The organism is Methylobacterium oxalidis, assembly GCF_007992195.1.
GTDB lineage: Bacteria > Pseudomonadota > Alphaproteobacteria > Rhizobiales > Beijerinckiaceae > Methylobacterium > Methylobacterium oxalidis.
The window spans coordinates 38752-64621 of the sequence record NZ_BJZU01000061.1; the positions used below are offsets into that span (position 1 = coordinate 38752).

Below are 25870 nucleotides of genomic sequence, written 5' to 3' on the forward strand. Positions count from 1 at the left end.
TCGCGCCCCGCGTGCTAGCTCCTGCGCTTCGGCACGGATGGCCGCGCTCTTAGCAGGGCGGCGGGGGAAAGGCACGGGGGCGGAACGCAATGGCGATGATGCGCGCGATCGGGCTGATGAGCGGCACCTCCCTCGACGGCGTCGACATCGCGCTCATCGAGACGGACGGGGAGCGCGTCCACGTCGTCAAGGGCCACAACAACTTCCTGGAGCCGCTCGGGCCGACCGGCTACCGCGGCTATTCCGACGAGGAGAAGGCGCTGCTGCGCGCCGCCACCAAGGACGCCGAGAGCGTGGTGGCGCCCGACGACCGGCCCGGCCGCCTGCCGGAGGCGGAAGCCTTCGTCACGAAGGCCCATGCCGAGGCGGTGGAGCACTTCCTCGCCGAGAACGGCCTCTCGGCCGGCGACATCGACGTGATCGGCTTCCACGGCCAGACCGTGATCCACCGGCCCGACCACCGGATCAGCATCCAGATCGGCGACGGGACCGCGCTCGCGCGGCGGCTCGGCATCCCCGTCGTCTCCGACCTGCGCCGGGCCGACATCGAGGCGGGCGGGCAGGGGGCGCCGCTCGTGCCGATCTTCCACAAGGCCCTCGCCGAGGCCTCGGGCTTCGACGGGCCGTTCGGCATCCTCAACATCGGCGGCGTCGCCAACGCGACTCTGATCGACTCGAAGGGCAGCATCGTCGCCTTCGACACGGGGCCCGGAAACGCCCTCATCGACGAGTGGATGCAGGAGCGTGAGAACAAGAACCTCGACGACGGCGGCCGTACCGCGGCCCGGGGCCGGCCGGACGAGTCGCTCCTCGCCTGGCTCCTGATGCACCCGTTCTTCGTGCGCAGGCCGCCGAAGTCGCTCGACCGGAACTGGTTCTCGCACAAGCTCGCGGGCCAGCTCTCGACGGAGGACGGCGCGGCGACCCTGACCGCCTTCACGGCCCGCGCGGTCGCCCGCGCCCTCGATCACGCCCCCGAGATCCCGACCCGCTGGATCGTCGCCGGTGGGGGCGCCCGCAACGGCGAATTGGTGCGCCTGCTCCACTACCACCTGCGTTCCGAGATCACGACCGCCGACGCGATCGGCTGGTCCTCGGCCTACCTGGAGGCGCAGGCGTTCGCGCACCTCGCCGTGCGCTCGCTGAAGGGCCTGCCGATCACCTTCCCGTCGACCACGGGCGTTAGGCAGCCGATCAGCGGGGGCGTGCTGGCGCAGCCGTGATCCGGCGCCGAAATATCTCAGATCCGACTCGCCGTCCTGCCCGGACGATCTCCCGTCTGGAGCCGGCGGCCCGTGACGACCATGCATCGGCGCGATCACGCCACGTCCGAGGTCCCGGCGTCCGACGAGGGGCCGGCCTGATCGCCGCGCAGTCCGGACCGTGAGCCTCGGTCATGCCCTGCGGCGGATCGCCGAGGAGTACCCGCTCGCCCGGCTCGAACCGCCGGCGAACCATCCCCTCGGCTGGGTCATCCGCCGCGGCGCGCCGGACGAGTTGCGGCGCCTCCTCGGACCGCAGGCGGGCCTCCTCGTGAAGGGCAGCGCCGGGCGCGGCTCCCGCTGGGCCGCCGTGCCCTGGATCGCCGTGTTCGACCCCGGCGTCACCACGAGCGCGACGCGGGGCTACTACCTCGTCTACCTCTTCCCCGCCGACCGCGAGGCGGTGCACCTCTCCCTCGCCCAGGGCACGGTCGCGGCGATTCGCGAGCACGGGCCCGGCGCGCAGGCCTCCCTGCGCGCCTCGGGCCATGGCCTGCGCGCCGCGCTCTCCGACTTCGCGGAGCGCCTGCCGGAGCGGGCGATCCGCCTCGGCACCGAGGGCGACTTGCCCGGCGGCTACGAGGCCGCCCACATCCTCGGCCTGACGTACGGGCTGGACGATCTCGGTGACGAGCGCCGGCTGACGGAGGATCTGGCCGCGGGCCTCTCGGCCTATCGCGCCCTCAGGGCGCGCGGCGGTCTCGCGGCCGTGCCGGGATGAAGCCGGGCGGCGCGGCCCGCCTGCGCCCCCCGAAGACGCTGAGCGCGATGCCGATCAGGATCAGCGCGGCGCCCCCGGCTTCGACGGGCCCGAACGGCTCGCCGAGCAGGGCGCTGGTGCTGGAGATGCCCACGACCGGCACCAGCAGCGCGAACGGGGTGACGGTGGCGGCCGGGTAGCGGCTGAGCAGCCGGTTCCACAGGGCGAAGGCGAGGATCGTCGTCGGGTAGGCGATGAACAGGACCGCCGCGAGTGTGCGGGCGTCGGCGCGGCGCAGGCCCTCGGCGATCGCGGCGGGCCCCTCCACGAGCAGCGACAGACCGAGAAGCGGGGGCGTCGCCGCGAGGCTGCCCCAGACCATCAGGGCCAGCATGTCGATGCGGCCGGCCCGCTTCACGATGATGTTGGCGCAGGCCCAGGCGAGCGCCGCCCCGAGCACGAGGAGGAGCGGGGTCAGGAGCGCGTGCTGCGCCTTCCACACGCCGATCACCGCGACGCCGAGCGCGGCCACGAGACCGCCGGCCATCTGCAGCGCGCCCGGCCGCTCGCCGAACACCACGAAGGCGAGGCCGATCGTGAAGAAGACCTGCATCTGGATCAGGAGCGAGGACAGGCCGGCGGGCATGCCGAGGGCGATCGCGAGGAAGAGCAGCCCGAACTGCACGACGCCGAGGGAGAACCCGAACCCCACCACCGTGCCGAGCGACGCCTTCGGCGGTCGCACGAGGAGCACCCCCGGCAGCGCCGCGAGCAGGAAGCGCAGGGCGGTGAGCAGCAGGGGCGGCAGGGTCTCGAGCCCCACCTTGATCGCCACGAAGTTGACGCCGAGCAGCGTGACGACGAGGAGGGCCGTCAGAACATCCCGCAGCGTCATCGGTTCCCTCCCGCGCCGCCGCCTCCGGCGCGCGGTGGCGGACCTGAACCCGAGCCGGCGGCCGCCGTCGAGGTACGGTTGCGCGGAAAAGCGCCGGGGCGTGTCCGGCCGCACGGGCAATACGCTTTCGGTGCCCGGCGCGGATCGGATTTGTGGGCCGCGCGATCCCGCGCTAGAGCGGGCGGGCGATGTCCCACAACACGTTCGGCCACCTCTTCCGCGTCACCACCTTCGGCGAGAGCCACGGGGTCGCCCTCGGCTGCGTGGTCGATGGCTGCCCGCCCGGCCTGCCGCTCGAGGCCGACGAGATCCAGGCCGAGCTCGACCGGCGCAAGCCCGGCCAGTCGCGCTTCACCACGCAGCGGCGGGAGCCGGATCAGGTGCGGATCCTGTCCGGCGTCTTCGCGGACGACCGCACCGGCGGACGCCAGCTCACCACCGGCACGCCGATCGCGCTGATGATCGAGAACACGGACCAGCGCTCGAAGGACTATTCCGAGATCCGCGACAGCTACCGGCCGGGCCACGCCGACTACACCTACGACGCCAAGTACGGCATCCGCGACTATCGCGGCGGCGGGCGCTCCTCGGCGCGCGAGACCGCGGCGCGGGTCGCAGCGGGTGCCGTCGCCCGCAAGGTCCTGCCGGCCGGCGTCGCGATCCGCGCCGCCCTCGTCCAGATGGGCCCGCACGGGATCGACCGCGCGAACTGGGACTGGGAGGAGGTCGCCCGCAACCCCTTCTTCTGCCCGGACGCCCGGGCCGCCGCCTTCTACGAGACCTACCTCGACGGCATCCGCAAGGACGGCTCGTCGGTCGGCGCGGTGATCGAGGTCGTGGCCGAGGGCGTGCCCGCGGGCCTCGGCGCGCCGGTCTACGGCAAGCTCGACGCGGATCTCGCCGCCGCCATGATGTCGATCAACGCCGTCAAGGGCGTCGAGATCGGCGACGGCTTCGCGGCGGCCTCCCTCCGCGGCGAGGAGAACGCCGACGAGATGCGCGCCTCGAACGACGGCCGCCCCGCCTTCCTGGCCAACCACGCGGGCGGCATCCTCGGCGGCATCTCGTCGGGCCAGCCGATCGTCTGCCGCTTCGCCGTGAAGCCCACCTCCTCGATCCTGACGCCCCGCCGCTCGGTGACCCGGGACAACCGCGAGGTCGACCTCGTCACCAAGGGGCGCCACGACCCCTGCGTCGGCATCCGCGCCGTGCCCGTGGCCGAGGCGATGATGGCCTGCGTGCTCGCCGACCACTATCTGCGCCACCGGGGTCAGATCGGCGTCGAGCCCGACGCCCGCCGGTAGGCCCGAACCGAAGAAGAGTCACCCCCCGTGTCCCATACCAGCGTCACCGAAGCCCTCGAGGCGTTCAGCCGCGGCGAGATCGTGGTCGTCACCGACGACGACGACCGCGAGAACGAGGGCGACCTCGTCGTCGCGGCCTCCCTCTGCACGCCGGAGAAGATGGCCTTCATCATCCGCAACACCTGCGGCATCGTCTGCGCGCCGATCACGCTCGGCGAAGCGCGCCGGCTGCGCCTCGACCCGATGGTGGCCTCGAACGACGCGCCGCTCGGCACCGCCTTCACGGTCACCGTCGACGTCAAGCACGGGCTCACCACCGGCATCTCGGCCGAGCAGCGCTGCAATACCGTGCGGGCGCTCGCCAACGGCAACATGGGCGCGGCCGACTTCGTGCGGCCCGGCCACGTCTTCCCGCTGATCGCGAAGGACGGCGGCGTGCTGATGCGCTCCGGCCATACCGAGGCCGCGGTGGATCTCTGCCGCCTCGCCGGGCTCCCGCCGGTCGGCGTGATCTGCGAGCTCGCCAACGACGACGGCACCGTGATGAAGGGCCCGCAGATCGAGGACTTCGCCGACCGCCACGGCCTGAAGCGGGTCTCGGTGGCCGACCTGATCGCCTACCGGCAGGCCCGCGACAAGCTGGTGGAGCGGGTCGGACACTTCCCAGTCCGCACCGAGCACGGCGAGATGACGGGCTACGCCTACACGACGCCTTTCGAGACGATCCAGCAGTTCGCCTTCGTGCACGGGCGGATCGGCGACGGGCACGACGTACTGGTGCGGCTCCACCGCTCGAATGTGGTGGCCGACGTGATCGAGGGGGGCAAGCAGATCGACTGCGTCATGCGCCGCTTCGCCCGCGAGGGCCGCGGCGTCCTGGTCTACCTGCGCGACGGCACGGCCGGGGTGCCGCTCTCGCGCTTCGCGGAGGAGGGGACGGAGGCGCAGCGGGTGCGCCAGTGGCGCGAGGTGGGCCTCGGTGCGCAGATCCTGCGCGACCTCGGCGTGGTCTCGATCCGCAACTTGTCCTCCTCGTCCCGGTCCTATGTCGGCCTGTCGGGCTTCGGGATCGAGATGCTGGGCGAGGAGCCGCTGGAGACCTGAGGGCTCACCGCCCGAGCAGCGCGTCCACGTGGGCGGCAGCGGAGCGCGCCAGGCCCTCCAGGCTGTAGCCGCCCTCCAGCACCGAGACGATCCGGCCGCCGGCGTGGCGGTCGGCGAGGTCCATCAGCTTGCGGGTCGCCCAGCCGAAATCGGCGTCGTCGAGGCGCAGGTTCGCGAGCGGGTCGAGGCGGTGGGCGTCGAAACCCGCCGAGATCACGACGAGATCCGGCCGGAACGCCTCCAGCCTCGGCAGGATGCCGGCCTCGAACGCCTCCCGGAACACCGCGCCGTCGTCGTTCGGGCGGAGCGGAACATTGACGATCGTGCCCTTGGTGCCGCGCTCCGAGGCGGCGCCGCTGCCGGGGAAGAGCGGCATCTGGTGCGTCGAGGCGTAGAGGACGCTGCCGTCGTCCCAGAAGATGTCCTGGCTGCCGTTGCCGTGATGCACGTCCCAGTCGACGATGGCGACGCGCTCGGCGCCGTGAGCCCTCTGGGCGTGACGCGCCGCGATCGCCGCGTGGTTGAACAGGCAGAAGCCCATGGCGGTGGCGCGCTCGGCGTGGTGGCCCGGCGGCCGCATCGCCACGAAGGCATTGGCGCACTCGCCGCCCATCACCGCGTCGACCGCGTGCACCGCGCCGCCGACCGCGCGCAGGGCCGCCTCGAGCGTGCCCGGGGACATCAGCGTGTCGGCGTCGATCTGCACGTAGCCCTCCGCGGGCGAGGCCGCGACGATCGCCTCGACGTAGGCCGCCGGGTGCACGAGGGTCGCGACCTCCGGCTCCGCCCTCGGGGCGAGGCCGCGCACGAGGCCGGCGAAGCGCTCGTCCTCCAGCGCCCGCTCGATGGCGCGGATCCGGTCCGGCCGCTCGGGGTGCCCCTCCGGGATCGCGTGGTCGAGGGCCGCGGGGTGGCTCATGAAAAGGGTGCTCACGCGGGTCCTCCCGGCGGCGGCCCCGTCTGCGCGGACCGCTCGCGACGCGCCTGCGCGGGGCGCGCCCGGACTGTGCCACGGAACCCGCCGTCCCGGCTATGTCGAAGCCTCGGCGGCAAGAATCCCGAAAGGCTGCTTCGTGAGCACGCTTTAACCTGAACGTCAGTTCAGATTTTGCCGTTAACCGCGAAGTGGATCCTCTCCCGCATAGTCGATTTCAGACAGGAACACAGACCGGCACAAGCAAAAGCCGGGGGAGCATCAAGAAATGAGCAACGCTTCGCTGCAGGATTTCTGTAACCGTATCGTCGCTGCGGGCCGCATCACTGCCGCCGACCTCGCCACCTTGAGTGGCGAACTCCTGCCGGACGGCCTCGTCACGCGCGACGAGGCCGACCTGCTGATCGCCCTCGACCGCGCGGTCGCGCAGCCGAACGCCGCCTTCGCCGACTTCCTCGTGGCCTGCGTGGTCGATCTCGCGGTCTGGGGCGAGCGGCCGACCGGCTACGTGAACGCCGAGACGGCGCGCTGGCTCGCGGCCTCGATCGGCGCCGGAACGGGACCGACGGCGACGGGCGCCCGCATCGCGGTCGAGGTCGTTCGCGAGGCGCAGTCGGCCGACGAGACCCTGATCGCCTTCGCGCTCGCCGCCAACGGCCGGACCTCGCCGGACGAGGTGCCCGGAACGCTGCTCGCCGCCTGAACGGGCTCGGGAGGCCCGCCATCCGCGCCCAGCAGCAGAAGCCAAATTCTGCGCTCGGCGACCTCGAACCCGCCGAAGCTTGAGCAGAAAAACGAGACGCCGCGCGGGAATGCAGGGGTGTCGGGCCGCGCATCGTAACGGAATTCCGCCGGACCGAACCGATAATGAGTCTCGGTGAGCACCGGGCGAGATCGGATGGGCGCGGGGGCGGCGGCGCGAGGAGCGATCGGAGGACCGGGCGTCGAGTCCGGCGCGGCCTCGCGATACGCGATCATCGACGGCCTGGATGCGACGGAGCGCGAGAGCCTCCTCGCGGAGATCGACCGGGTCCTGGCCGGCCGGGTCCGCGACATCAGGCTGACGGGCCGCCTGCGCGCGATCTACCGGGCGGCGAGCTGGCGGCATCGCAGCCGGACGATCCGCTTCTGGCTGCTCTGGGTGTCGGTCTTCAGCATCGTCACATGCTCGCTCGACTACATCATGGAACCGGCGCTGCTCCCCGTCTCCCTCGTGACGCGCGCCGTCATGATCCCCGGATGCTACGCCGCTCTGGCCTGGATCTGGTCGCGGCCCCGGGCTGCCTGGATCGAGGGCGTGACACTGCCGATCACGGTGGCCACCATGATGCTCGTGGCGGGAATCCTCGGCACCGCGGGCGCCGGAGCGATCCATGAGCGATACCTCCTGGCCGGCGCGTTCGCCACATCGACGGCGGTCGTCGTGTTCCCGATCGACCGCGTCTGGACGATCGCCGGCTCCGCCGTCATCCTGGCCCTCTTCCTCGCCTTCGGCCTGATCAACCCGGCGGTCGAGGCCAAGGTCCCGATCATCGCGACCATCTTCTTCGGCTTCGTGATCGGCTGTCTCATTCCGGCCCGGCAGGCCATGAACACCGTTCTCGAGCACGCCTTCGTCCTGAGCACCCGCAACCGGATCCAGGCCGACGCCCTCACAGCCGCGAACGCACGGCTCGCCGTCCTCGCCGACACGGACGGACTCACCGGTCTGCCGAACCGCCGCGCCTTCGAGGTGCGCCTCGCGCAGAACTGGGCGGCTCAGGCGGCCCGAGCGGGCACGATCGGCGCTATCCTGATCGACGTCGACCATTTCAAGCGCTTCAACGACAGCGCCGGCCACGCCGCGGGCGACCGCTGCCTCGTCGCGGTGGCGAGGGCCATCGAGGCCGCGATCCCGGACCCGTCGCTCGCCGCCCGGTACGGCGGAGAGGAATTTGTCGTGCTGGTGCCGGCCGCCAGCCCGAGTACGCTCGCGGCCGCGGCGGAACGGATTCGCGCCGCCGTCGCGGCGCTGGCGCATCCCCATCCCGGGCTCTCCGAGGGACTCTGCGTCACGGTGAGCGTCGGGACCGCCATCGCTCCCGCCCTGTTCGAGCTCCGCGGCCCGGAGGCGCTGCTGCAGCGGTCCGACGCGGCGCTCTACGAGGCCAAGGCGCTCGGCCGCGACCGCGTGGTGGCGGCTCCGGCCGCACCGCCGGCGCCCGACTGGGCCGGCCGGAACCGGGCCGCCTGAACCGGGGATCGCGGGCGGGCGCGGCCGGCGGCGCGGGAAACCGCGCCTGCCCGACGAAGGTCGCCTTCCAGAACGCGCGCAAGTGCTTTAACGGGGGCGAAGCTTGAGCGCCGGTTTCGCCGCCGAGTTCCTTCGAATTGAATACGGTATTCGATGTTCGATAAAATTCTGATCGCGAACCGCGGCGAGATCGCCTGCCGCATCATCAAGACGGCGCGCCGTCTGGGGATCAAGACCGTCGCGGTCTATTCTGACGCGGATCGGGACGCCGTGCACGTCGCGATGGCCGACGAGGCCGTGCATATCGGCCCGGCGCCCGCCGCCCAGTCGTACCTGCTGATCGACAGGATCATCGACGCCTGCCGGAAGACGGGCGCGCAGGCGGTGCATCCGGGCTACGGCTTCCTCTCGGAGCGCGAGGCGTTCCCGAAGGCGCTGGCCGAGGCCGGCATCGTCTTCATCGGCCCGAACCCGGGCGCGATCGCCGCGATGGGCGACAAGATCGAGTCCAAGAAGGCGGCCTCCGCCGCGAAGGTCTCGACCGTGCCGGGCTTCCTCGGCGTCATCGACTCGCCCGAGCACGCCGTGACGATCGCCGACGAGATCGGCTATCCCGTGATGATCAAGGCGTCGGCGGGCGGCGGTGGCAAGGGCATGCGCATCGCCCACTCGGCGGCAGAGGTCGCCGAGGGCTTCGCCCGCGCGAAGTCCGAGGCCGCCTCGTCGTTCGGCGACGACCGGGTGTTCGTGGAGAAGTTCATCACCGATCCGCGCCACATCGAGATCCAGGTGATCGGCGACAAGCACGGCAACGTCGTCTACCTGGGTGAGCGTGAGTGCTCCATCCAGCGCCGCAACCAGAAGGTGATCGAGGAAGCTCCGTCGCCGCTTCTCGACGAGGAGACCCGCCGCCGGATGGGCGAGCAGGCCGTCGCCCTGGCGCGGGCCGTGAACTACGACTCGGCCGGCACCGTCGAGTTCGTGGCGGGCCAGGACAAGTCCTTCTACTTCCTGGAGATGAACACCCGCCTGCAGGTGGAGCACCCGGTCACCGAGATGATCACCGGGCTCGATCTCGTGGAGCTGATGATCCGCGTCGCCGCCGGCGAGAAGCTGCCCCTCACCCAGGCGGAGGTGAAGCTGGACGGCTGGGCGGTCGAGAGCCGCGTCTACGCCGAGGATCCGACCCGTAACTTCCTGCCCTCGATCGGCCGACTCACCACCTACCAGCCGCCGGAGGAGGGCCGCCGGGGCAGCGCGATCGTTCGAAACGACACCGGCGTCGAGGAGGGCGGCGAGATCGCGATCCACTATGATCCGATGATCGCCAAGCTCGTGACCTGGGCCCCGACCCGCGCCGAGGCGATCGAGGCGCAGGCCGAGGCTCTCGACGCCTTCGCGATCGACGGCATCCGCCACAACATCCCGTTCCTGGCCGCCCTGATGGCCCATCCCCGCTGGCGCGAAGGACGGCTCTCCACGGGCTTCATCGCCGAGGAGTTCCCCGAGGGTTTCAGCGCGCCCGATCCACGCGGCGAGATCGCCCGCCGGATGGCCGCGGCCGCGGCCGCCATCGATCACAAGCTCAACCAGCGCAAGCGCGGCATCTCGGGCCAGATGCGCGATCCGGGCCTCCTCCACTTCGAGCGCGACCGCGTCGTGATCCTGGCGGGCGAGGCCTACCCGGTCACGGTCGATTCGGACGGCGCCGACCTCGTCGTGACCGAGGCCGACGGCACGCCGCTCACCGTCGCGAGCACCTGGCGGCCGGGCGAGCCGGTCTGGCAGGGCACGATCGGCGGGCAGCGGGTCGCGATCCAGGTGCGCAGCCTCCTCAACGGCGTCGCGCTCCAGCACGCGGGCGCGGCGGCCGAGGCCCGCGTCTTCACCAAGCGCGAGGCCGAGCTCGCCGCGCTGATGCCCGTGAAGGAGCAGTCGGGCTCGGGCAAGCAGGTGCTCTGCCCGATGCCGGGCCTCGTGAAGCAGATCCTCGTCAAGGACGGCCAGGAGGTGAAGAACGGCGAGCCGCTCGCCATCGTCGAGGCGATGAAGATGGAGAACGTGCTGCGCGCCGAGCGCGACGCGACCGTCTCCAAGATCCACGCCAAGGAGGGTGACAGCCTCGCGGTCGACGCCGTGATCCTGGAGTTCGCCTGAGGCTCGGGCAGTCCTTGCCGCTCTACTTCGCCTACGGCGCCAACATGGACGCCGCCGCGATGGCGCTGCGCTGCCCGGCCTCGCGGCTGGTGGGGCAGGGGCGGCTCAACCGGCACCGCTTCATCGTGATGCGGGAGGGCTACGCCTCGGTGGTGCGCGACCCTGCCCGCACCGTCTGGGGCGTGCTTTGGGACCTGGCGCTCGCCGACATCCCGGCCCTCGACCGCTACGAGGGCGTCGCCTCGGGCCTCTACTCCAAGGCCGCGCTGCCCGTGACCACGCGCGAGGGCGTGAAGCGGGCGCTGATCTATCTCGGCCGCAGCACGGCGCCCGGCATGCCGCGGCCGGGCTACCTCGATGCCGTGCTGCAGGCCGGCGAGGCGGCGCAGCTGCCGGCCGCCTACCTGAGGGAGATGCGGGGCTGGCTGCGCGGCCCGGCCTGAGGGCGCCGCCCGCTCGCGCGGACGGCGGGGCCGCGTAGGTGCCGCCGGTGTCCTCCAAGGCGGCGCGGGTGAAGTAGCGCCGGTCGAGTACGTTCTGCAGTCCGACGCTCAGCTGGCGCCCCGCGGGGAAGATGGGGCCGGTGCTCCCTTCCAGCTCCTCGAGAGTCACGACGGACCCTCCGGCTCCGCCCGGGCGGTCGGCGCGTCGACGCCGAGTATTGCCACACGGACGTCGCGACGACGTTCGACCAAGCTGCGAGATCGACGTCGGCATGGCAAGGCATCGATCGACCGAGGAGGTACCTGCCGTCCCGGCCACGCTTGCCGCGGCGTTCTCATCGTCCCGCCCGCGTGCTACCTGACGGCCCGGCGCCGCGGAGCCGGCGCCGTGATCGGCCCGCCCGGCTGCCGGCGCGGGCGGAGAGGCGGCCGGCGAAACCCGGGAGCAGCGCTTGAGCGAGACCAGAACCGTCGACGTCGTGATCAGCGGCCGCGTGCAAGGGGTCGGTTTCCGCGCCTGGACGCAGCATCAGGCGCAGCTGCACGGGCTGACGGGCCACGTCCGCAACCGCGACGACGGGTCCGTCGCCGCCACCTTCTCGGGACCGGCCGAGGCGGTCGGCGCGATGCTGAGGGCCTGCGAGGCCGGCCCGCGCGGCGCGCGTGTCGACGACGTCGCGGTGACCGAGCGTACGGGAACGGAGACCTTCGCGGGCTTCGAGGTCCGCGCGGGCTGAGCGCCGGATCGCGCCCCTCGACAGGAAGCGGTCCGGCGGGCTAGAGCCGAGGCCCATCCCGCTCGATCGGGCGCGGTCCCAGATCCGCTCCGACACGCACGCCCACGCCGACGCCGCGCGCCCTCAGGCCGAGGGCGATCGACCGGGGAGCCGCCCGGCACCGGACCGCATGACGAGCCTCACCTCCGACGCCGCCTTCTCGCACCTCGATCTCGCGGCGCTCATCGTCTTCATCCTGGCGTGGTTCGGCTACGGCCTCTCGGTGGGGCGGCTGCGGGGGCGGCTCGTCAGCCTGACCCAGATCATGAACGCGCAGCGCGAGGTCTGGGCGCGGCAGATGATCGTGCGCGACAACCGCGTGGTGGACACCACCATCAACGCCTCGCTGCAGAACGGCACCGCCTTCTTCGCCTCGACGTCGCTGATCGCGCTCGGCGGCGTGCTGACGCTCTCGCGCTCCAGCGACGACGTCCTGACCCTGTTCCAGACCCTGCCGTTCGGGGCGGTCACCACGCGAACCACCTGGGAGATCAAGGTGGCGGGCCTCGCGGTCGTGTTCGTCTACGCCTTCTTCAAGTTCGCCTGGGCCTACCGGCTGTTCAATTACGGCGCCATCCTCATCGGCGCGGTGCCGCCGAAGGGCAGTGCCGCCTCGGAGGCCGACATGCTGCGGTCGGCTCGCCGGGCAGCCGCGATGAACATCGCCGCCGGCAGCCATTTCGCGCGCGGCCAGCGAGCCTTCTTCTTCGCGCTGGCCTATCTCGGCTGGTTCGTGAGCCCCATCATCCTGATGCTGACGACGACCGCGGTCGTCCTCGTGATGTGGCGGCGCCAGTTCGCCTCCGAGATCCGGAGCGCGCTGCTCTCGGAGGATCCGCTCACCCTCCGGGAGCCAGACCGATGACGAAGCCGCAGAGCGACGGGCTCAAGGCCCGGGCGAGCGAGGAGGCGATCTCCGAGACGATGCTGCGCCTCGTCGCGGAGCGGGGCGCGGGCAAGACGATCTGCCCCTCGGAAGTGGCCCGCGCCCTCGGCGGCCCGCATCCGGACGGGTGGGGGCCGCTGATGCAGCCGGTGCGCCGCGTCGCCGTCCGCCTGATGAAGGCCGGCCGCGTCGCGATCCTGCGCAAGGGCCGCCCGGTGCCGGACCCGGACGATTTCCGCGGGGTCTACCGGCTGGCGGCCGGGCCAGAGGCGGGCTCGGAGGACGACGCGTCCGCGGGCGCCGGGAAGCCCTCGGCCGTGTAGCCGGCGAGGCGGTAGGCGAGGAGGCCGACCCACTCCTTCACCGCGAGGTCGAGCTGGAGCAGGCCGTCCGAGGCGTAGCTGCTGAAGCGCAGGGCGTCCGCGAAGCCCCGCGTCCGGTAGTCGACCGGGTGGGCGACGACGGAGAAGCCCGCCTTGCGGAAGCAGCCGACCGAGCGCGGCATATGCCAGGCGGAGGTGACGAGGAGCCAGCGCTCGCTCGGCTTCGGCTTCACGAGGTCGGCGGTGAGGAGCGCGTTCTCGCGGGTGTTGCGGGAGCGGTGCTCCAGGATCAGGCGGGTGCGGGGCACCCCGATCACCTCGCTCATGCGCCCGACCAACTCGGCCTCGGACAGGCCCTGGCTCAGGCTGCCGCTGCCGCCCGAGAAAACGAGGCGCAGGTTCGGATAGCGGCGGGCGAGGTCGGCGAGGTAGATCGGCCGCTCGCCCGCGTCGTTCGTGACGATCTGCCGCCTCGCCTCGGACAGGCCGGAATCGATGCCCCCGCCGAGCACGACGATGCCGGCGAGCGGCGTCCCGTCGTCGACGAAGGCCGGGAAGCGCTCCTCGAGCGGCGCCAGCACGAGGTAGGGCAAGGGCGAGAGGCCGCCGATGAGGAGGCCGCCGAGGCCGAACCCCGCGAGCCCCGCACCCGTTCGCCGCCAGCGCGTGGCGGCGAGCAGCAGGACTCCCGCGAGCCCGGCGATGATCAGGAAGTTCGAGGGCGTCAGCGCGAAGAAGATCACCTTCGAGAGCGGGAAGAACATCGGCGGCTCGCGGCTCGGAGGTTGGGAGCGGGGGCGTCTCGGTCGGCCCGCTCAGCGGGCGTCCGTCTCCGCCCGGAAGCGGGCGAGCGCCGCGTCGTCGGGCGGCAGCAGGCCCTGGAGGCTGCCGCCGTTCTCGACGGCGCGCAGCAGCCAGAGATCGAGGCGCTGCTGCTCCACGGCCTCGAAGGCGACGGCCTCCGCGATGCCGGGCGGCACGATCATGAGGCCGTGCCCGTCGCCGACCACGATGTCGCCGGGATGGACCGCCGCCCCGGCGCAGGCGATGGCCTCGTTCGTGCCCGCGAGGACGAGGCTCACTGCCGCGAGCGCGGGCGCCTCGCCGCAATCCCAGATCGGCAGGGCGTTGCCGGGGGTGAGCGCGCCGGAGACGACGAGGCCGGCTGCGCCCCTGCGCAGCAGGCGTTCGGCCAGGATCGGGCCGAAGGGCAGGGCGCTGCCCGGACCGCCCGCATCGACCACCACGACCGCGCCCTCCGGCACCGCCTCGATCGCCTCGGCGAGCGATGGACCCGCCTGGTCGCGGGCCGGGATCAGCCGCAAGGTGACCGCGGTGCCGACCGCCGCGGTGCCGCCGGTGCGGCGGCGCAGGCCGCGGGGCAGGCAGGCGCCGAGCCCGCGCCGGGCGAGCGCCCGCGCGAGGCTCGCCGTCGTGACGGCCGAGAGGGCGTCCCGCAGGGTCGAGTCGATCGGCATGTCAGAGGTCTCCGCGCCGGCAGCCAGGGCCTGCCGCCCAAGGTGGGTCGCGGAAGGGCTCCGGCAAGCCGCCGGCCCGGCTCAGGAGATCGGCTCGGCGATCACCTGGGCCGCTCCGGGCCGCGCCGCGATCCCGGCGTACCAGCGCGAGAGGGCCGGCCGCTCGCCGATGGCATGGGGCATGTGCAGCCAGCGGTGGGCGGCGCAGCCGACCGCGATGTCGGCGATGCTGAAGCGGTCCCCGGCCACGAAGGGCTGGCCCGCGAGGTGCTGGTCGAGGGTCTCGGCATGAACCTCCGTGCGGGCGAGCGAGGCTGTCACCGCCGCGTGGTCGCGCTGAGCCTCCGCGACCCGGTAGGTCTGGATGAACGCGTCGCGCATGGCCGGCGTGAAGCTCGTCGCCTGCCAGTCGAGCCACTGGTCGATGCGCGCCCGCGCGCGGGCGTCCCCGGGCAGAGCGAGCGGACCGCCATGCGCCGCGGCGAGGTAGCGCAGGATCGCGTTCGACTCCCACAGGACGAAGTCGCCCTCCTGCAGGGTCGGCACGAGGCCGTTCGGGTTCATCGCGCGGTAGGCGGTGCCGTTCACGACGCCGTGCGCGCCGCCCGCGTCGACCCGCTCGTAGGGCAGCCCGAGCTCGTCGAGGGCCCAGAGCACCTTCTGCACGTTGACCGAGTTGGCCCGGCCCCAGAGCCTGCGCATGCCCTATCCTTCCCGTCTCCGCCGCGGAGGGCGGCGAGACCGGAATCGGATGGACGGCGCCCGCGCGCAAGCCCCCGCCGACGTTCCGGGGCCCGCGCGAGCGGAACCCGGTGTGACGCGCGGGTCGATCTCAGGCCACCGCCCGCTTCTCCACGACCACCGTGTCGACGATGTCGGCGGGCTCGTAGAGCCAGCGCGCCACGATCCCGGCCAGGATCGCGCCCGCGATCGGGGCGAGCCAGAACAGCCAGAGCTGCATCAGGTAGGGACCGCCCGCGAACAGGGCCGGCCCCGTGCTGCGGGCCGGGTTCACCGAGGTGTTGGTGACGGGAATCGAGATCAGGTGGATCAGCACCAGGGTCAGCCCGATCGGGATGCCGGCAAAGCCGACCGCCGCGCCCTTCGAGGTGGTCCCGATGATGATGAACAGGAAGAAGAACGTCGCCAGCACCTCGGTCATCACGCAGGCGACGAGCCCGTACTTGCCGGGGCTGAGATCGCCGTAGCCGTTCGAGGCGAAGCCCTCCGGGATCCAGCCCGGCTTGCCCGATGCGATGGCGTAGAGCACGCCCGCCGCCACGATTGCGCCGACGACCTGCGCCACGACGTAGGGGACGACGTGGTGGTTGGCGCAGCGCCCGGCCGACCACAGACCGAGCGTGACGGCCGGGTTGAAGTGCCCCCCCGAGATGTGGCCGACCGCGTACGCCATGGTCAGCACCGTGAAGCCGAAGGCGAAGGCCACCCCGAGGAAGCCGATGCCGAGGCCCGGATAGGCGGCGGAGAGGACCGCGGCGCCGCAGCCGCCGAAGGTGAGCCAGAAGGTGCCGAAAAACTCCGCCGTGGCACGGCGCATCAGATCGTCGCTCATGACCGGGCTCCATGCTTGACGCAGGCGAGGGTCAACCGGGACGAGGAGGATGCGGCGTCTCCTGCGGCGCGCGCCGGAGGAACGGACTGCGACGCGACAGGGGCGACCGGACACGATGGCCTGCGATACGTTGCCTTGAATACGCTCCGGACGGGCTCCGAGCCATAGCAAAGGCCGCGCCCGGGAAGCCTTGTCGAGAAACGTACCGTTTCTCTACTGACAAATCGTTTGCCCGTGAACTTGCAGAGGGAGCGGGAAATCTTGCCTCATCGGGCCGGGCCGTGCGCGGCTCACTCCCCGGCGCGGTCGGGCGGGTAATCGTGCTCGGCGCCGGACGGGTCGGTGACGCGCCAGCCGCCCTCGTCCTTGCTCAGGTAGTCCGGCCCGACCGGGACCTTGCCGTGGCCGCCGGGAATGTCGAGGACGTAGAGGGGCTGGGCGAGGCCCGAGAGGCGGCCCCGCAGGCCGCGCACCAGCGCGCGTCCCTTCGCCATTCCCGTGCGCAGGTGCCCCGTGCCGGGCGCGAGGTCGCCGTGGTGCAGGTAGTAGGGCTTGATGCGGTTCTCCACGAAGTTGCGCATCAGCCGCTCCAGCGTCGCGGGGTCGTCGTTGACGCCGCGCAGCAGCACCGACTGGCTGACCATCGGGATGCCCGCGTCGACGAGCCGGGCGACCGCTTCCCGCCCGGCCGGCGTGAACTCGCGCGGGTGGTTGGCGTGGAGCGCCACGAAGACCGCCCCCGCGAAGCGCTTCAGCGCCGCCACCAGATCGGCGCTCACGAGATCCGGGGCCACGAGGGGCACGCGGGTATGCACCCGCAGCACCCGCACGTGGGAGATCCCGGCGAGCGCGGCGGCGATCGCGCCGAGGCGCCGGGGCGAGAGGGCGAGGGGGTCGCCGCCCGTCAGCACCACCTCCCAGATCTCCGGGTGCGCGGCGACGTAGGCGTAGGCCGCCGCGAGCTCCGCCTCGCTGAGAGTGCCGAGTCCGTCCGGCCCCACCATCTCGCGGCGGAAGCAGAATCGGCAGTAGACCGGGCAGACGTGGAGCGGCTTCAGGAGAACCCGATCGGGGTAGCGGTGGACGAGGCCCGGCACCGGGGCGTGGGCCGCATCGCCGATCGGGTCGGCCCGCTCCTCGGGCCGGGTCTCGATCTCCTCCGCCCGCGGAACGAACTGGCGCGCGATCGGGTCGGAGGGGTCGTCCGCCGCCACCAGCTCGGCCATGTCCGGCGTCACCGCGACCGCGTAGCGGGCGGCGACCGCCTCGAGGCCCGGCATGTCCTCCGGCCGCAGGAGGCCGGCGCCCGCGAGGTCGGCGAGGCTGCGCAGCGGACGCGTCACGGGGCGCCCCCGGCGACCGGCGTCCAGATCACGTCCTCGATCCGCGGGGCGCCGCTCGCCAGCATGACGAGCCGGTCGAAGCCGAGGGCGATGCCGCTCGCCTCCGGCATCCCGGCCAGCGCCGCCAGGAAATCCTCGTCGATCGGGTAGGTCTCGCCGTAGATCCGCGCCTTCTCCGCCATCTCGATCTCGAAGCGGCGGCGCTGCTCGGCCGGGTCCGTCAGCTCCCCGAAGGCGTTGGCGAGCTCGACGCCGCAGGCGTAGAGCTCGAAGCGCTCGGCCACGCGCGGATCGCGGGGGCAGGGGCGGGCGAGCGCCGCCTCGCTCACGGGGTACTCGCACAGAATGGTCGGCCGCCCGAGCCCGAGATGCGGCTCGATCCGGGCGACGAGGACGCGGCTGAACAGGTCCGCCCAGGTGTCGTCCTCGGCGACGCGCAGGCCCGCGGCTGCGACGCCGGCGGCGAGGCGTTCGCGGTCGGTGGCGCCGTCGGCGGCCACCGTCGCGAGGAGGTCGATGCCGGCGTGCCGCGCGAAGGCGTCCGCGAGCGTCAGCCGCTCGAAATCGGCCTGCGGGTCCGCCTCACGGCCGCGGAAGCTCAGGCGGCGCGCCCCCGCGGCCTCGGCGGCGAGCGCCAGGAGCTCGGCGCAATCGGCCATCAGCACCGTGTAGCGCTCGCGCGCCCGGTACCATTCGAGCATCGTGAACTCGGGGTGATGGAGGGCGCCCCGCTCGCGGTTGCGGAAGACCCGGGCGAGGCTGAACAGGCGCGGCTCGCCCGCCGCGAGGAGCTTCTTGCAGGCGAATTCCGGCGAGGTGTGCAGGTAGAGCTGCGCGCGCGCGCCGTCCGGACCGATCGCCTCGGTGGCGAAGGCGGAGAGGTGCGCCTCGTTGCCCGGCGAGACCTGCAGGGCGGCGGCCTCCACCTCAACGAAGTCGAGCGCCGCGAAATGCGCCCGCATGCGGCAGGCGATGCGGTTGCGCAGCAGCAGGAGCGGGCGCCGGTCGGCGTGGACCCGCGGCGACCACCAGGGCGTGGGGCCGGTCGCGGGCTCGGACGTCCCGAGCGGCCCGTGGGCGTCAAAGTCCGGGCGAGGCGGCATGGAACGGACGGGGCCTTCGGGCCGCGGCGACTGGCAACCGGGCCGCGGATGCGATAGTGGCGGGAGCGAGTCGACGTCCCCGCGGGATCCCGCGATGAGGGACGCCACCCCCTTTTGTCAACGTCAGGACCTGAACCCCGTGAAGGTGATCGCCTCAACGCTCCGCAAGGGCAACGTCGTCGAGAAGGACGGCAAGCTCTACGTCATCCTGTTCGCCGAGAACATCCACCCCGGCAAGGGCACCCCGGTGACGCAGCTCGACATGCGCCGCATCACCGACGGCGTGAAGGTGTCGGAGCGCTACCGCACCACCGAACAGGTCGAGCGCGCCTTCGTGGAGGACCGCGAGCACACCTTCCTCTACAGCGACGGCGAGGGGTTCCACTTCATGAACCCCGAGAATTACGAGCAGATCGCGGTGCCGGAGGACGTCGTCGGAGACGCCGCCCCCTACCTGCAGGAGGGCATGGCCGTGATGCTCTCGATCCACAACAGCACGCCGCTCACCATCGAGCTGCCCCAGCGCGTCACCCTCGAGGTGACCGAGACGGAGCCGGTGCTGAAGGGCCAGACCGCCTCCTCCTCGTACAAGCCGGCCGTGCTCTCGAACGGCGTGCGCACGGCGGTGCCGCCGCACATCTCGGCCGGCACCCGCGTGGTGATCATGACGGCGGACGGCTCCTACGTGGAGCGCGCCAAGGATTGAGCTCCGCCTGACACGGGGTGGTGCGGCGGAGGCCGGGCGTCGAGGCGCCCGGCCTCTCGCGTCTCAGGGTGCGGGCGCGGCGCCGGTTGCGGGCGCTGAACCCTCCGCAGCCGCGTAGCAGGTCTCCGAGAGCCCCTGCGCCCTCAGCGTCTCTGCCGCCGTGAAGCGCCGCCCGTCGACCGACCAGAGGTTCTCCCGGCGCAGGGCGTCGGCCGTGCAGCGGGCCGCCCGCGCGCAGGCGCCCGCCTCGCCGCCGGTGCGCACGCAGTTCGCCTCGTAATCCGCGTGGAAGCGGTCGAGCCCGGCCCGGGGATGGGGGCCTGTCAGGGTGACGAGACCGGTCAGAAGGGCGAGCAGCAGCGGCTGGTGCACGAGGTAGATCGCGAGGCTGTGCCGGCCGGCCAGCGCGAGCACGCGGCCGACCCCGCCCGGGTGCCAGCGGGCGAGGGGGGTGCCGGCGAGAAGCGGCAGGACGAGGCGCGCCGCGGCGAGGCCCGCCAGCACCGCTCCGAACCAGGGAAACAGCGGGACGTAATCGTTCGTGCGGGGCAGGGTGACGCCGAGGCCGAGGAAACGCAGCGCCGGCGCGTCGAGGGTAGGGCTCGCGACGAGGTGGGGGGCCGCCGCGACGAGGGCGGCGCAGGCGAGCACCAGGAGCAGCGGCAGGCGCAGGAAGGGCAGGGCGAGCACGCTCGACAGGGCGATGCAGTGCAGCACGCCGAAGAAGATGAAGCTGTCCGGGAACGCCCAGGCGGTCGCGACGGTGATGAGGAGCGCCGCCGCCGCGATCCGCAGGAGTCGGCGCAGGAACGGCCGTGGACGGAAGCCCGCGCCGTTCATCAGCACGAGCCCGACACCGACGAGGAACAGGAAGCTGCCCGCGATGCAGTGGGCCGCGACCTTTCCGGGCGCTGTCAGCGCGTAATTGTCCGGCGTCAGGCGCAGGAACCCGAGATCCCAGACCGCGTGATAGGCGGCCATCGCGACGAGGGCCGCCCCGCGGGCCGCGTCGACCACGGCGAGGCGGCCGGGAGCGGACACGGGTACCGCCGCGGCCGCGGGTGCCGTCGTCGTCGGAGTCTGCGAAGCGTGAGGGGTCTGCCAGGCGCTCATGCGCGTCTCATAAGCGAGGCGGGTGCGCTTCGCGCGGGTGTTTCGCGCATTGAATGCGGCGTTCTACCTATCTGCCGTAGCGCATTCCCTGCTCGCGCAATGCGGAGTTGAATTCGCCTCGTCGGCAGGGCCTGCTCTCGAAAATGTGAACGCGCGGAGGTCCGAGATCGGGCGTCGCGCGGAGCCGCCGGCATTCTGCGAGTCGGATCACGGGCTTGGCGGTGAGGGGTGGTTCCGGGCCCCGGCCGGCATCTGTGGCAGCGCTGCCGTCTCGCGGAAAATTGCGTAGGCGCGCGCCAGGACTGCCGGTCAAACGGGCTTCCGCGGAGTCGGGACTTTGTTAATCTCGTTTGTGAACCGCAAGACGCGATTCGGTGTGGGTTGCTTAATCATGTCTGACGAATTCGGATCAGGGCCCGGGGGCCTTCGTTCGGCAGATGGCTTGAGCATCTCCGCCCAACCCGGCGAGCAGGAGCGTCCGCTCGAACTCGTCGAGGTGGCGGGCCGGATCAAGTGGTTCGACGTCTCCAAGGGCTTCGGATTCATCGTGCCCGACGACGGCAGCGCCGACGTCCTGCTGCACGTCACCTGCCTGCGGCGGGACGGGCACCAGAGCGCCAGCGAGGGTGCCCGCATCGTGGTCGAGGCGGTAGAGCGCGCCCGCGGCTGGCAGGCCTTCCGGGTCGTCTCCCTCGACCAGTCGACCGCGACCCACCCGTCCGAGCTGGCCATGCCGCGCACCCACGTCACCGTCACGCCGACGAGCGGGCTGGAGACGGCGGTGGTGAAGTGGTTCAACCGCCTGCGCGGCTTCGGCTTCCTCAGCCGCGGCGACGGGACGCCGGACATCTTCGTTCACATGGAGACGCTGCGCCGCTACGGAATCGCCGAGCTGAAGCCCGGAGAGGCGGTGCTGGTGCGCTACGGCGACGGATCGAAGGGGGCCATGGCCGCCGAGGTCCGGCTGATCGACGGGGCGCTGCCGTCCTCCCATTGATGGTGGGTGTCCCGTTGCGTCGCGTCCTCCTCCTCCTGCGTGCCGGCCTCGCGCTCGGCCTCCTCGCCACGCTGCCGCCGGCCCTCCCGGCTCTGGCGCAGGGCACACAGGCGGATGCGGCGAAGACCGAACCGCTGAGCATCGTCTCGAAGTCCGGCGCCCACCCCTTCCAGGTCGAGGTGATGCGCGACGACGCCTCGCGGGCCCGCGGGCTGATGTACCGGCGCAGCATGCCGGCGAACCGCGGCATGCTGTTCGACTTCGAGCGGGCGCTGCCCGTGAACATGTGGATGAAGAACACTTACCTGCCCCTCGACATGGTGTTCATCCGCCAGGACGGCACCATCGCCCGCATCGAGGCCGACACCGAGCCGCTGTCGACGCGGGTGATCGCGTCAGGCGAGCCCGTGCTCTCGGTGCTGGAACTGAACGCCGGCACGGCCGCCAAGCTCGGCATACGCGCCGGCGACCGCGTCGAGCACCCGCTCTTCCGGCCATCCCGCTGAGGCGCCGCGTCTCAAGCTCGCGATTCACGAACGCATCGTGAACGCATAGCTTGACCCTCGTCTCGTTTCGGGCCACTGTTCCTCTAATGTTCCTGCCCCTTGCGGGGCGGACGGGGAGGATGCGGCGATGATCGAGTGCGGTCGGGACGACAGGACCTGCGGCGGCGTCCTCTTCCGCAACGACGATTGGACGCTCTCCGAGGAGGGCCTGGAGCACCGTACCGGCTACTTCATCGAGCGGGACGCGCTCGCGGAGCGCCGCGAGGAGAATCTCTGGGCCTGGCCCCTCCACATGGCCGAGAAGCGCTGGTGCACGCCGAGCCTGTTCCGCGAGGCGTTCCTGGTGGCGCTCGACCGCTTCGGCATCGACCGTGACGCTGAGCTCGCGCCGTCCTTCGCGGTCGGCATCGGCATCCGTGCCGGGCAGGGCTCCGTTGGCGAGGGCTTCGTCAGCCTCGCCGAGATCGTCCGCCCGCGCCCCGTCGCACCCGGCCGCGATGCGGCACGCGCCGCCCGCACCGGCCGCCGCACCGCCCGGGTCTCCGCGCGCGCCTGAGGCGCAACCCGCTCGCGCAAAGTCATCCCCGGGGTCGCCCGGGCGAGGCCCGGAATTTGTCCTGCGACTCCGTCGCTCTCTGCCCTCGCGGCGACGATGGACCGCGGGCCGCCTGCGCGCACCGTCGACCTTCGCCCCCTTCGGATCGATGGTCCCGCGGCGCGCGTTCTCGGGCCGACGCCGGCTCCGCGCGCTGCCCCGAAGCCCCGATCTTCACCGGACCTGTGCTCTCCGGGACACGCTGCGCCCTGGCGTTCTGTGCCAGGGTGCGGTGCAGGACTTGCTTTGTCTGAGGGCTGGCGAGTTGCGGCGATGGCGCCATGAAACAAAAGGACGGCCTCGCCGTTCAGCCCCCATAGAGTGGCCCGGACATGAATGACGTGAAGCCGTCGGGACACAAGCCGGTCATCCTCGTCGTGGAGGACCAACCCGACGAGCGGTTCCTCGCTGCCACCCTGCTGGAGGAGACCGGCTTCACGGTGATCGAGGCCGAGACCGCCGAGAAGGCGCTCGCCATCCTCAACGACCGTGCCGACGAGGTGAGCGTCGTCTTCTCGGACGTGCGCACCCCGGGCCCGATCGGCGGGTTCGAGCTCGCCCGCATCATCGGCGTGACCTGGCCGCGGGTGCGGGTGCTCCTGACCTCGGGCGACGCCGGCGACCAGCCGAGTGACCTGCGCGTCTCGGCGACCTTCATCCCGAAGCCCTGGCGCGCCGAGGACATCCTGGCCTGGGTCGAGCAGGCGGCGGGGCGGCCGGAAGGCGGCCGCGGCCCCTCGGTGATCGGGCCGGGCGGAAAAATTATCTCCCGCGAGATGGAAACTTGAGGCCGGTGCGCCGTTGACGGCGATTCCGCATGATGCGCCGCAAACGGCGCCGTGAGCCGTCATGAAGCCTGTCGCCCTCAACCACGCTGCCAATTACCGCCGTCCCGGAACGTCCTCCGCCTCGATCGCGGAGACGCTGCTCCTCGCCAAGATCGGCGAGGACCTGCGCGAGGTCTACCGCGCCGTCGCGGTCGAAGCTCAGCCGGCGCATCTCGCGCAGCTCGCCCATCGCCTCGACGCGAAGCGCGGCCGCTGAGGCCTTCTCCAGGCCTGGGCGCAATGCCCCCGGCCGGCATCGCCAGGACGCGCAAATCTGCTATGGAAGCGCACCGGCCACGGTCGGCCGCGTCCCGTACGATCGAGCATTGCATGCGTCTGACAGCTTGGCATGGCTTTAGGGCCGCGGGATTGGCGGTGGGCGTGCTCGGCCTCCTCGCGGCTCCCGCGCACGCCGCCTCGCCCCCGCCGCAGCCGGCGCAGGGGCCGGGCGGTGCCGGCGACCGGGCCGCCACCATCGTCAAGCGGGCGCTCGGCCGGGCGAGCGCGGCGACCTTCGCCTTCTACAAGTCGGGTCCCGCCCCCGCGGAGGGTCGGCCCGTCGTGGTGTTCCTTCACGCCTGGGGCGCGCCGAACCCGCAGAGCTACGGTGGCTGGATCGACCATCTCGCCCGCGAGGGCAACCTCGTGCTGTTCCCCCGCTTCCAGGAGGTGAACCGGACCCGGCCGGCCGACGCCACGGCGAACGTCGAGAGCCTGGTCAAGGCGGCGCTCGCCGAGCTCGCCTCCGACCCGGATGGCAAGCCCGACCCGAAGCGTGTCGCGATCATCGGCCATCTCGCCGGGGCGCCGCTCGCCGCGAACGTGGCGGCGGCCGCAGGGGAGCAGGGCCTGCCGGCGCCGAAGCTCGTCTTCGCCGTGATGCCGGGCGGCATCGCGAGCAACCCGAAGTCCCGCGGCATCCCCCTGAAGGATCTCGCGTCGATCCCCGCTGACACGCTGGTCGTCACCGTCATCGGCGACAAGGACGCGCGCGCGGCCGACGCCGCGGCGCGGCGGATCCTGCGCGAGGCGAGCGCCGTGCCGCCCGAGCGCAAGCTGTTCGTGCGCGCGCTCTCCGACGACCACGGCTTCCCGGCGATGACCGCGACGCTCGCCGCGCCGGCCGGCGTCGATTCGGCCTACGACGGGGGCGCCATCAAGCTGCCGCCCGACCAGAAGGACCAGAAGGCGCCGCCCTTCAAGTGGTCGGCCGACATGGCGCTCAGCGGCGAGCAGCAGACCCTGGTCTCGCAGATCAACAACGCCCGCACGGACGCCCTCGACTATCTCGCCTTCTGGAAGACGTTCGACCTCGCGGCGGCCGCAGCCTTCTCGGGGGCGGACGCCGCCTCCCTCAAGAACAATGCCCGCTTCAGCGACATGGAGCGCTGGACCGACGGATGGCCTGTCAAGCGCCTCGCCGTCGAGACGCCGAAGGCCGCCCCGCCCCCCGCCGCGACGCCGGCCGCGAGCGGCGCGCCCCCGGCCGCCCGCAACGCCGCCACGCCCACCCGCCGCTGATGGCGGCTCTCCCTTCCGACGCCCGGCCCGCGATGAAGCTGTTCCACTCCCACTTCTCCCCCTTCGTGCGGAAGGTCATGGTCTGCGCGCACGAGCTCGGTCTCGCGGACAGGATCGAGCTTCTGGCCACCGCCGTGCACCCGGTGAAGCGCGACGCCGGCGTGCTCGCCCACCATCCGCTGGCGCAGGCTCCGACGCTCCTCGACGACGCGGGCGAGGCGGTGGCCGACAGCCGGGTGATCTGCGAGTACCTCGACGCGATGGCCGGCAACCGGCTCTTCCCCGCGCCCGGCCCGGAGCGCTGGCGAGCCCTCAACGAGCAGTCGCTCGCGGACGGGCTCCTCGATGCCGCGCTGCTGATCCGCTACGAGCTGACGGCCCGCCCCGAATCCGAGCGCTCGGCCGCCTGGATCGGGGGCCAGGAGGCCAAGATCGCGAGCGCGCTCGGCTGGTTCGAGGCGCGGGCCGAGAGCCTCCATGAGCGCCTCGACATCGGGACGATCGCGACGGCCGTCTCGCTCGGCTACCTCGACCTGCGCTTCGCCGATCTAGCCTGGAGCCGGCGCCACCCGCGCATCGCCGCGTGGTACGCCGCATTCGCGCAGCGGCCCTCCATGCAGGCGACCCGGCCGCCCGAAGGCTGAGGATCGGGCGTCCCGCGCCGGGACGGTCGGCCCGGCTCGATTCGAGAACGGCCGGAACCCGAACTTTCAGGTGGGACGGTCCCGGCTTTCAACTTCAGGATGAGTGCGCCCTGGCGCACCTCTTGCTACGCTTACCCCACTGCTTCGTGGGATGCGCAGCCATGCCCGATTTCGTCGCCGCCCTCGCCGCCGCCGCGGTGTTCTGCCTCAGCCTCATCGTCCTCAACGCGCTGACGCGCCTCGCCCTGCTCTGGCAGGTGGCGCCCCACGATCTCGCCGAGAACGGTTTCCTGCAGCTCGGGGGCGCCGTCATCCTCGCCCGCGCCGCCTACCGGCGGGCGCCGCTGCCGGCCCGGCGCCGCGCCGAAGGTTGAAGGCGGGGTGCGGACACGGAACGGCCGGGCACGAGGCCCGGCCGCTCCCGATCGATCCTGCGTGGCGTCGGCC

Annotated in this window: 29 protein-coding genes; 20 read left to right on the forward strand and 9 right to left on the reverse strand. The window is 72.2% G+C overall.

Translation table 11 applies throughout. The annotated features are described in order from the left end of the window. Positions 1-89 precede the first annotated feature (89 nt). Together MOX02_RS15200 and MOX02_RS15205 are read left to right on the forward strand one after the other, a co-directional pair. On the forward strand, positions 90-1223 hold the full coding sequence (locus MOX02_RS15200; protein WP_147026632.1) for an anhydro-N-acetylmuramic acid kinase: 1134 nt from the start codon (positions 90-92) through the stop codon (positions 1221-1223). 160 nt (positions 1224-1383) lie between these two features. Continuing rightward, positions 1384-1983 carry a DUF3578 domain-containing protein gene (locus MOX02_RS15205; RefSeq protein ID WP_147026633.1) on the forward strand — a complete coding sequence of 200 codons (600 nt, stop codon included), beginning with the start codon at positions 1384-1386 and terminating at the stop codon, positions 1981-1983. Here the strand turns inward: MOX02_RS15205 and MOX02_RS15210 are convergent. Further along, the gene (locus MOX02_RS15210; RefSeq protein WP_147026634.1) at positions 1946-2857 is read right to left on the reverse strand and encodes an EamA family transporter; all 912 of its coding nucleotides are present in this window, start codon (positions 2855-2857) and stop codon (positions 1946-1948) included. The genes MOX02_RS15205 and MOX02_RS15210 overlap by 38 nt on opposite strands. Before the next feature lie 188 nt (positions 2858-3045). Here MOX02_RS15210 and aroC point away from each other — a divergent pair, with 188 nt between their 5' ends. Both aroC and ribB read left to right on the forward strand, forming a co-directional pair. Then, entirely contained in the window at positions 3046-4161 is a 1116-nt protein-coding gene (aroC, locus tag MOX02_RS15215) for a chorismate synthase (RefSeq protein WP_147026635.1), read from the forward strand. Between the two features lie 27 nt (positions 4162-4188). Further along, positions 4189-5265: a 3,4-dihydroxy-2-butanone-4-phosphate synthase gene (gene ribB, locus MOX02_RS15220; RefSeq protein WP_147026636.1), complete on the forward strand. Its 1077-nt coding sequence runs from the start codon at positions 4189-4191 to the stop codon at positions 5263-5265. 4 nt (positions 5266-5269) lie between these two features. Here ribB and MOX02_RS15225 read toward each other — a convergent pair whose 3' ends face one another. Further along, on the reverse strand, positions 5270-6199 hold the full coding sequence (locus MOX02_RS15225; RefSeq protein WP_147026637.1) for a histone deacetylase family protein: 930 nt from the start codon (positions 6197-6199) through the stop codon (positions 5270-5272). Positions 6200-6467: 268 nt separating this feature from the next. Between MOX02_RS15225 and MOX02_RS15230 the strand changes: the two genes are divergently transcribed. The 7 genes from MOX02_RS15230 to MOX02_RS15260 all read left to right on the forward strand — a co-directional run bounded on the left by MOX02_RS15230 (position 6468) and on the right by MOX02_RS15260 (position 13017). Then, on the forward strand, positions 6468-6902 hold the full coding sequence (locus MOX02_RS15230) for a hypothetical protein (protein ID WP_147026638.1): 435 nt from the start codon (positions 6468-6470) through the stop codon (positions 6900-6902). A 174-nt stretch (positions 6903-7076) separates the two neighbouring features. After that, complete coding sequence (locus MOX02_RS15235; protein ID WP_147026639.1) at positions 7077-8432, forward strand: GGDEF domain-containing protein; 1356 nt, start codon at positions 7077-7079, stop codon at positions 8430-8432. A 153-nt stretch (positions 8433-8585) separates the two neighbouring features. Next, entirely contained in the window at positions 8586-10589 is a 2004-nt protein-coding gene (locus MOX02_RS15240; protein ID WP_147026640.1) for an acetyl-CoA carboxylase biotin carboxylase subunit, read from the forward strand. Positions 10590-10603: 14 nt separating this feature from the next. Continuing rightward, on the forward strand, positions 10604-11032 hold the full coding sequence (locus MOX02_RS15245) for a gamma-glutamylcyclotransferase family protein (protein ID WP_147026641.1): 429 nt from the start codon (positions 10604-10606) through the stop codon (positions 11030-11032). Positions 11033-11484: 452 nt separating this feature from the next. Beyond that, on the forward strand, positions 11485-11769 hold the full coding sequence (locus tag MOX02_RS15250) for an acylphosphatase (RefSeq protein WP_147026642.1): 285 nt from the start codon (positions 11485-11487) through the stop codon (positions 11767-11769). A 169-nt stretch (positions 11770-11938) separates the two neighbouring features. Further along, a complete protein-coding gene (locus MOX02_RS15255; RefSeq protein WP_147026643.1) occupies positions 11939-12673 on the forward strand; it encodes a DUF599 domain-containing protein in 735 nt (244 codons plus the stop codon). Beyond that, entirely contained in the window at positions 12670-13017 is a 348-nt protein-coding gene (locus MOX02_RS15260; protein WP_147026644.1) for a DUF3253 domain-containing protein, read from the forward strand. The genes MOX02_RS15255 and MOX02_RS15260 overlap by 4 nt, the downstream gene beginning before the upstream one ends. Here MOX02_RS15260 and MOX02_RS15265 read toward each other — a convergent pair. From MOX02_RS15265 to epmA, 6 genes are all read right to left on the reverse strand, one after another. Further along, a complete protein-coding gene (locus MOX02_RS15265) occupies positions 12939-13781 on the reverse strand; it encodes a YdcF family protein (RefSeq protein ID WP_147026645.1) in 843 nt (280 codons plus the stop codon). The two genes, MOX02_RS15260 and MOX02_RS15265, sit on opposite strands and share 79 nt — an antisense overlap. Before the next feature lie 51 nt (positions 13782-13832). After that, positions 13833-14495 carry an RraA family protein gene (locus MOX02_RS15270; protein ID WP_147026646.1) on the reverse strand — a complete coding sequence of 221 codons (663 nt, stop codon included), beginning with the start codon at positions 14493-14495 and terminating at the stop codon, positions 13833-13835. A gap of 81 nt (positions 14496-14576) precedes the next feature. Continuing rightward, complete coding sequence (locus MOX02_RS15275) at positions 14577-15197, reverse strand: glutathione S-transferase family protein (RefSeq protein WP_147026647.1); 621 nt, start codon at positions 15195-15197, stop codon at positions 14577-14579. 130 nt (positions 15198-15327) lie between these two features. Continuing rightward, positions 15328-16068 carry an aquaporin Z gene (aqpZ, locus tag MOX02_RS15280; protein WP_147026648.1) on the reverse strand — a complete coding sequence of 247 codons (741 nt, stop codon included), beginning with the start codon at positions 16066-16068 and terminating at the stop codon, positions 15328-15330. Between the two features lie 290 nt (positions 16069-16358). Beyond that, entirely contained in the window at positions 16359-17411 is a 1053-nt protein-coding gene (locus MOX02_RS15285) for a lysine-2,3-aminomutase-like protein (RefSeq protein WP_147026649.1), read from the reverse strand. Continuing rightward, the gene (gene epmA, locus MOX02_RS15290; protein ID WP_147026650.1) at positions 17408-18514 is read right to left on the reverse strand and encodes an EF-P lysine aminoacylase EpmA; all 1107 of its coding nucleotides are present in this window, start codon (positions 18512-18514) and stop codon (positions 17408-17410) included. The genes MOX02_RS15285 and epmA overlap by 4 nt, the downstream gene beginning before the upstream one ends. Positions 18515-18608: 94 nt before the next feature. On the opposite strand from epmA, the gene efp reads away from it, so the two are divergent. Continuing rightward, a complete protein-coding gene (gene efp / locus MOX02_RS15295) occupies positions 18609-19220 on the forward strand; it encodes an elongation factor P (protein WP_147026651.1) in 612 nt (203 codons plus the stop codon). A gap of 63 nt (positions 19221-19283) precedes the next feature. On the opposite strand, the gene MOX02_RS15300 is transcribed toward efp, so the two are convergent. Continuing rightward, a complete protein-coding gene (locus tag MOX02_RS15300; protein ID WP_147026652.1) occupies positions 19284-20333 on the reverse strand; it encodes a heparan-alpha-glucosaminide N-acetyltransferase in 1050 nt (349 codons plus the stop codon). Positions 20334-20724: 391 nt separating this feature from the next. Between MOX02_RS15300 and MOX02_RS15305 the strand changes: the two genes are divergently transcribed. The 8 genes from MOX02_RS15305 (at position 20725) to MOX02_RS15340 (ending at position 25797) form a co-directional block, all read left to right on the forward strand. Next, positions 20725-21330, forward strand: a complete 606-nt coding sequence (locus MOX02_RS15305; RefSeq protein ID WP_147026653.1) for a cold-shock protein — start codon at positions 20725-20727, stop codon at positions 21328-21330. Positions 21331-21344: 14 nt separating this feature from the next. Then, on the forward strand, positions 21345-21836 hold the full coding sequence (locus tag MOX02_RS15310; RefSeq protein WP_373866747.1) for a DUF192 domain-containing protein: 492 nt from the start codon (positions 21345-21347) through the stop codon (positions 21834-21836). Positions 21837-21963: 127 nt separating this feature from the next. Beyond that, positions 21964-22392: a hypothetical protein gene (locus MOX02_RS15315; RefSeq protein WP_147026655.1), complete on the forward strand. Its 429-nt coding sequence runs from the start codon at positions 21964-21966 to the stop codon at positions 22390-22392. A 371-nt stretch (positions 22393-22763) separates the two neighbouring features. Then, positions 22764-23219 carry a response regulator gene (locus MOX02_RS15320; RefSeq protein WP_147026656.1) on the forward strand — a complete coding sequence of 152 codons (456 nt, stop codon included), beginning with the start codon at positions 22764-22766 and terminating at the stop codon, positions 23217-23219. Between the two features lie 61 nt (positions 23220-23280). Further along, on the forward strand, positions 23281-23475 hold the full coding sequence (locus MOX02_RS15325; protein ID WP_147026657.1) for a hypothetical protein: 195 nt from the start codon (positions 23281-23283) through the stop codon (positions 23473-23475). 113 nt (positions 23476-23588) lie between these two features. Further along, a complete protein-coding gene (locus tag MOX02_RS15330; RefSeq protein WP_147026658.1) occupies positions 23589-24779 on the forward strand; it encodes a dienelactone hydrolase family protein in 1191 nt (396 codons plus the stop codon). 32 nt (positions 24780-24811) lie between these two features. Then, complete coding sequence (locus MOX02_RS15335; protein WP_147026659.1) at positions 24812-25423, forward strand: glutathione S-transferase; 612 nt, start codon at positions 24812-24814, stop codon at positions 25421-25423. A gap of 161 nt (positions 25424-25584) precedes the next feature. Further along, positions 25585-25797 carry a hypothetical protein gene (locus tag MOX02_RS15340; protein ID WP_147026660.1) on the forward strand — a complete coding sequence of 71 codons (213 nt, stop codon included), beginning with the start codon at positions 25585-25587 and terminating at the stop codon, positions 25795-25797. Positions 25798-25870 lie beyond the last annotated feature (73 nt).

Bases quoted from the DNA above. Each gene is read 5' to 3' on its own strand.
- MOX02_RS15320 (WP_147026656.1), top strand. From the start codon at position 22,764: ATGAATGACGTGAAGCCGTCGGGACACAAGCCGGTCATCCTCGTCGTG.
- MOX02_RS15325 (WP_147026657.1), top strand. From the start codon at position 23,281: ATGAAGCCTGTCGCCCTCAACCACGCTGCCAATTACCGCCGTCCCGGA.
- MOX02_RS15330 (WP_147026658.1), top strand. From the start codon at position 23,589: ATGCGTCTGACAGCTTGGCATGGCTTTAGGGCCGCGGGATTGGCGGTG.
- MOX02_RS15210 (WP_147026634.1), bottom strand. From the start codon at position 2,857: ATGACGCTGCGGGATGTTCTGACGGCCCTCCTCGTCGTCACGCTGCTC.
- MOX02_RS15315 (WP_147026655.1), top strand. From the start codon at position 21,964: ATGATCGAGTGCGGTCGGGACGACAGGACCTGCGGCGGCGTCCTCTTC.
- MOX02_RS15240 (WP_147026640.1), top strand. From the start codon at position 8,586: ATGTTCGATAAAATTCTGATCGCGAACCGCGGCGAGATCGCCTGCCGC.
- MOX02_RS15340 (WP_147026660.1), top strand. From the start codon at position 25,585: ATGCCCGATTTCGTCGCCGCCCTCGCCGCCGCCGCGGTGTTCTGCCTC.
- efp (WP_147026651.1), top strand. From the start codon at position 18,609: ATGAGGGACGCCACCCCCTTTTGTCAACGTCAGGACCTGAACCCCGTG.
- MOX02_RS15230 (WP_147026638.1), top strand. From the start codon at position 6,468: ATGAGCAACGCTTCGCTGCAGGATTTCTGTAACCGTATCGTCGCTGCG.
- epmA (WP_147026650.1), bottom strand. From the start codon at position 18,514: ATGCCGCCTCGCCCGGACTTTGACGCCCACGGGCCGCTCGGGACGTCC.
- MOX02_RS15200 (WP_147026632.1), top strand. From the start codon at position 90: ATGGCGATGATGCGCGCGATCGGGCTGATGAGCGGCACCTCCCTCGAC.
- MOX02_RS15335 (WP_147026659.1), top strand. From the start codon at position 24,812: ATGAAGCTGTTCCACTCCCACTTCTCCCCCTTCGTGCGGAAGGTCATG.
- MOX02_RS15300 (WP_147026652.1), bottom strand. From the start codon at position 20,333: ATGAGCGCCTGGCAGACCCCTCACGCTTCGCAGACTCCGACGACGACG.
- MOX02_RS15275 (WP_147026647.1), bottom strand. From the start codon at position 15,197: ATGCGCAGGCTCTGGGGCCGGGCCAACTCGGTCAACGTGCAGAAGGTG.
- MOX02_RS15265 (WP_147026645.1), bottom strand. From the start codon at position 13,781: ATGTTCTTCCCGCTCTCGAAGGTGATCTTCTTCGCGCTGACGCCCTCG.
- MOX02_RS15270 (WP_147026646.1), bottom strand. From the start codon at position 14,495: ATGCCGATCGACTCGACCCTGCGGGACGCCCTCTCGGCCGTCACGACG.
- MOX02_RS15305 (WP_147026653.1), top strand. From the start codon at position 20,725: ATGTCTGACGAATTCGGATCAGGGCCCGGGGGCCTTCGTTCGGCAGAT.
- MOX02_RS15255 (WP_147026643.1), top strand. From the start codon at position 11,939: ATGACGAGCCTCACCTCCGACGCCGCCTTCTCGCACCTCGATCTCGCG.
- MOX02_RS15260 (WP_147026644.1), top strand. From the start codon at position 12,670: ATGACGAAGCCGCAGAGCGACGGGCTCAAGGCCCGGGCGAGCGAGGAG.
- aqpZ (WP_147026648.1), bottom strand. From the start codon at position 16,068: ATGAGCGACGATCTGATGCGCCGTGCCACGGCGGAGTTTTTCGGCACC.
- aroC (WP_147026635.1), top strand. From the start codon at position 3,046: ATGTCCCACAACACGTTCGGCCACCTCTTCCGCGTCACCACCTTCGGC.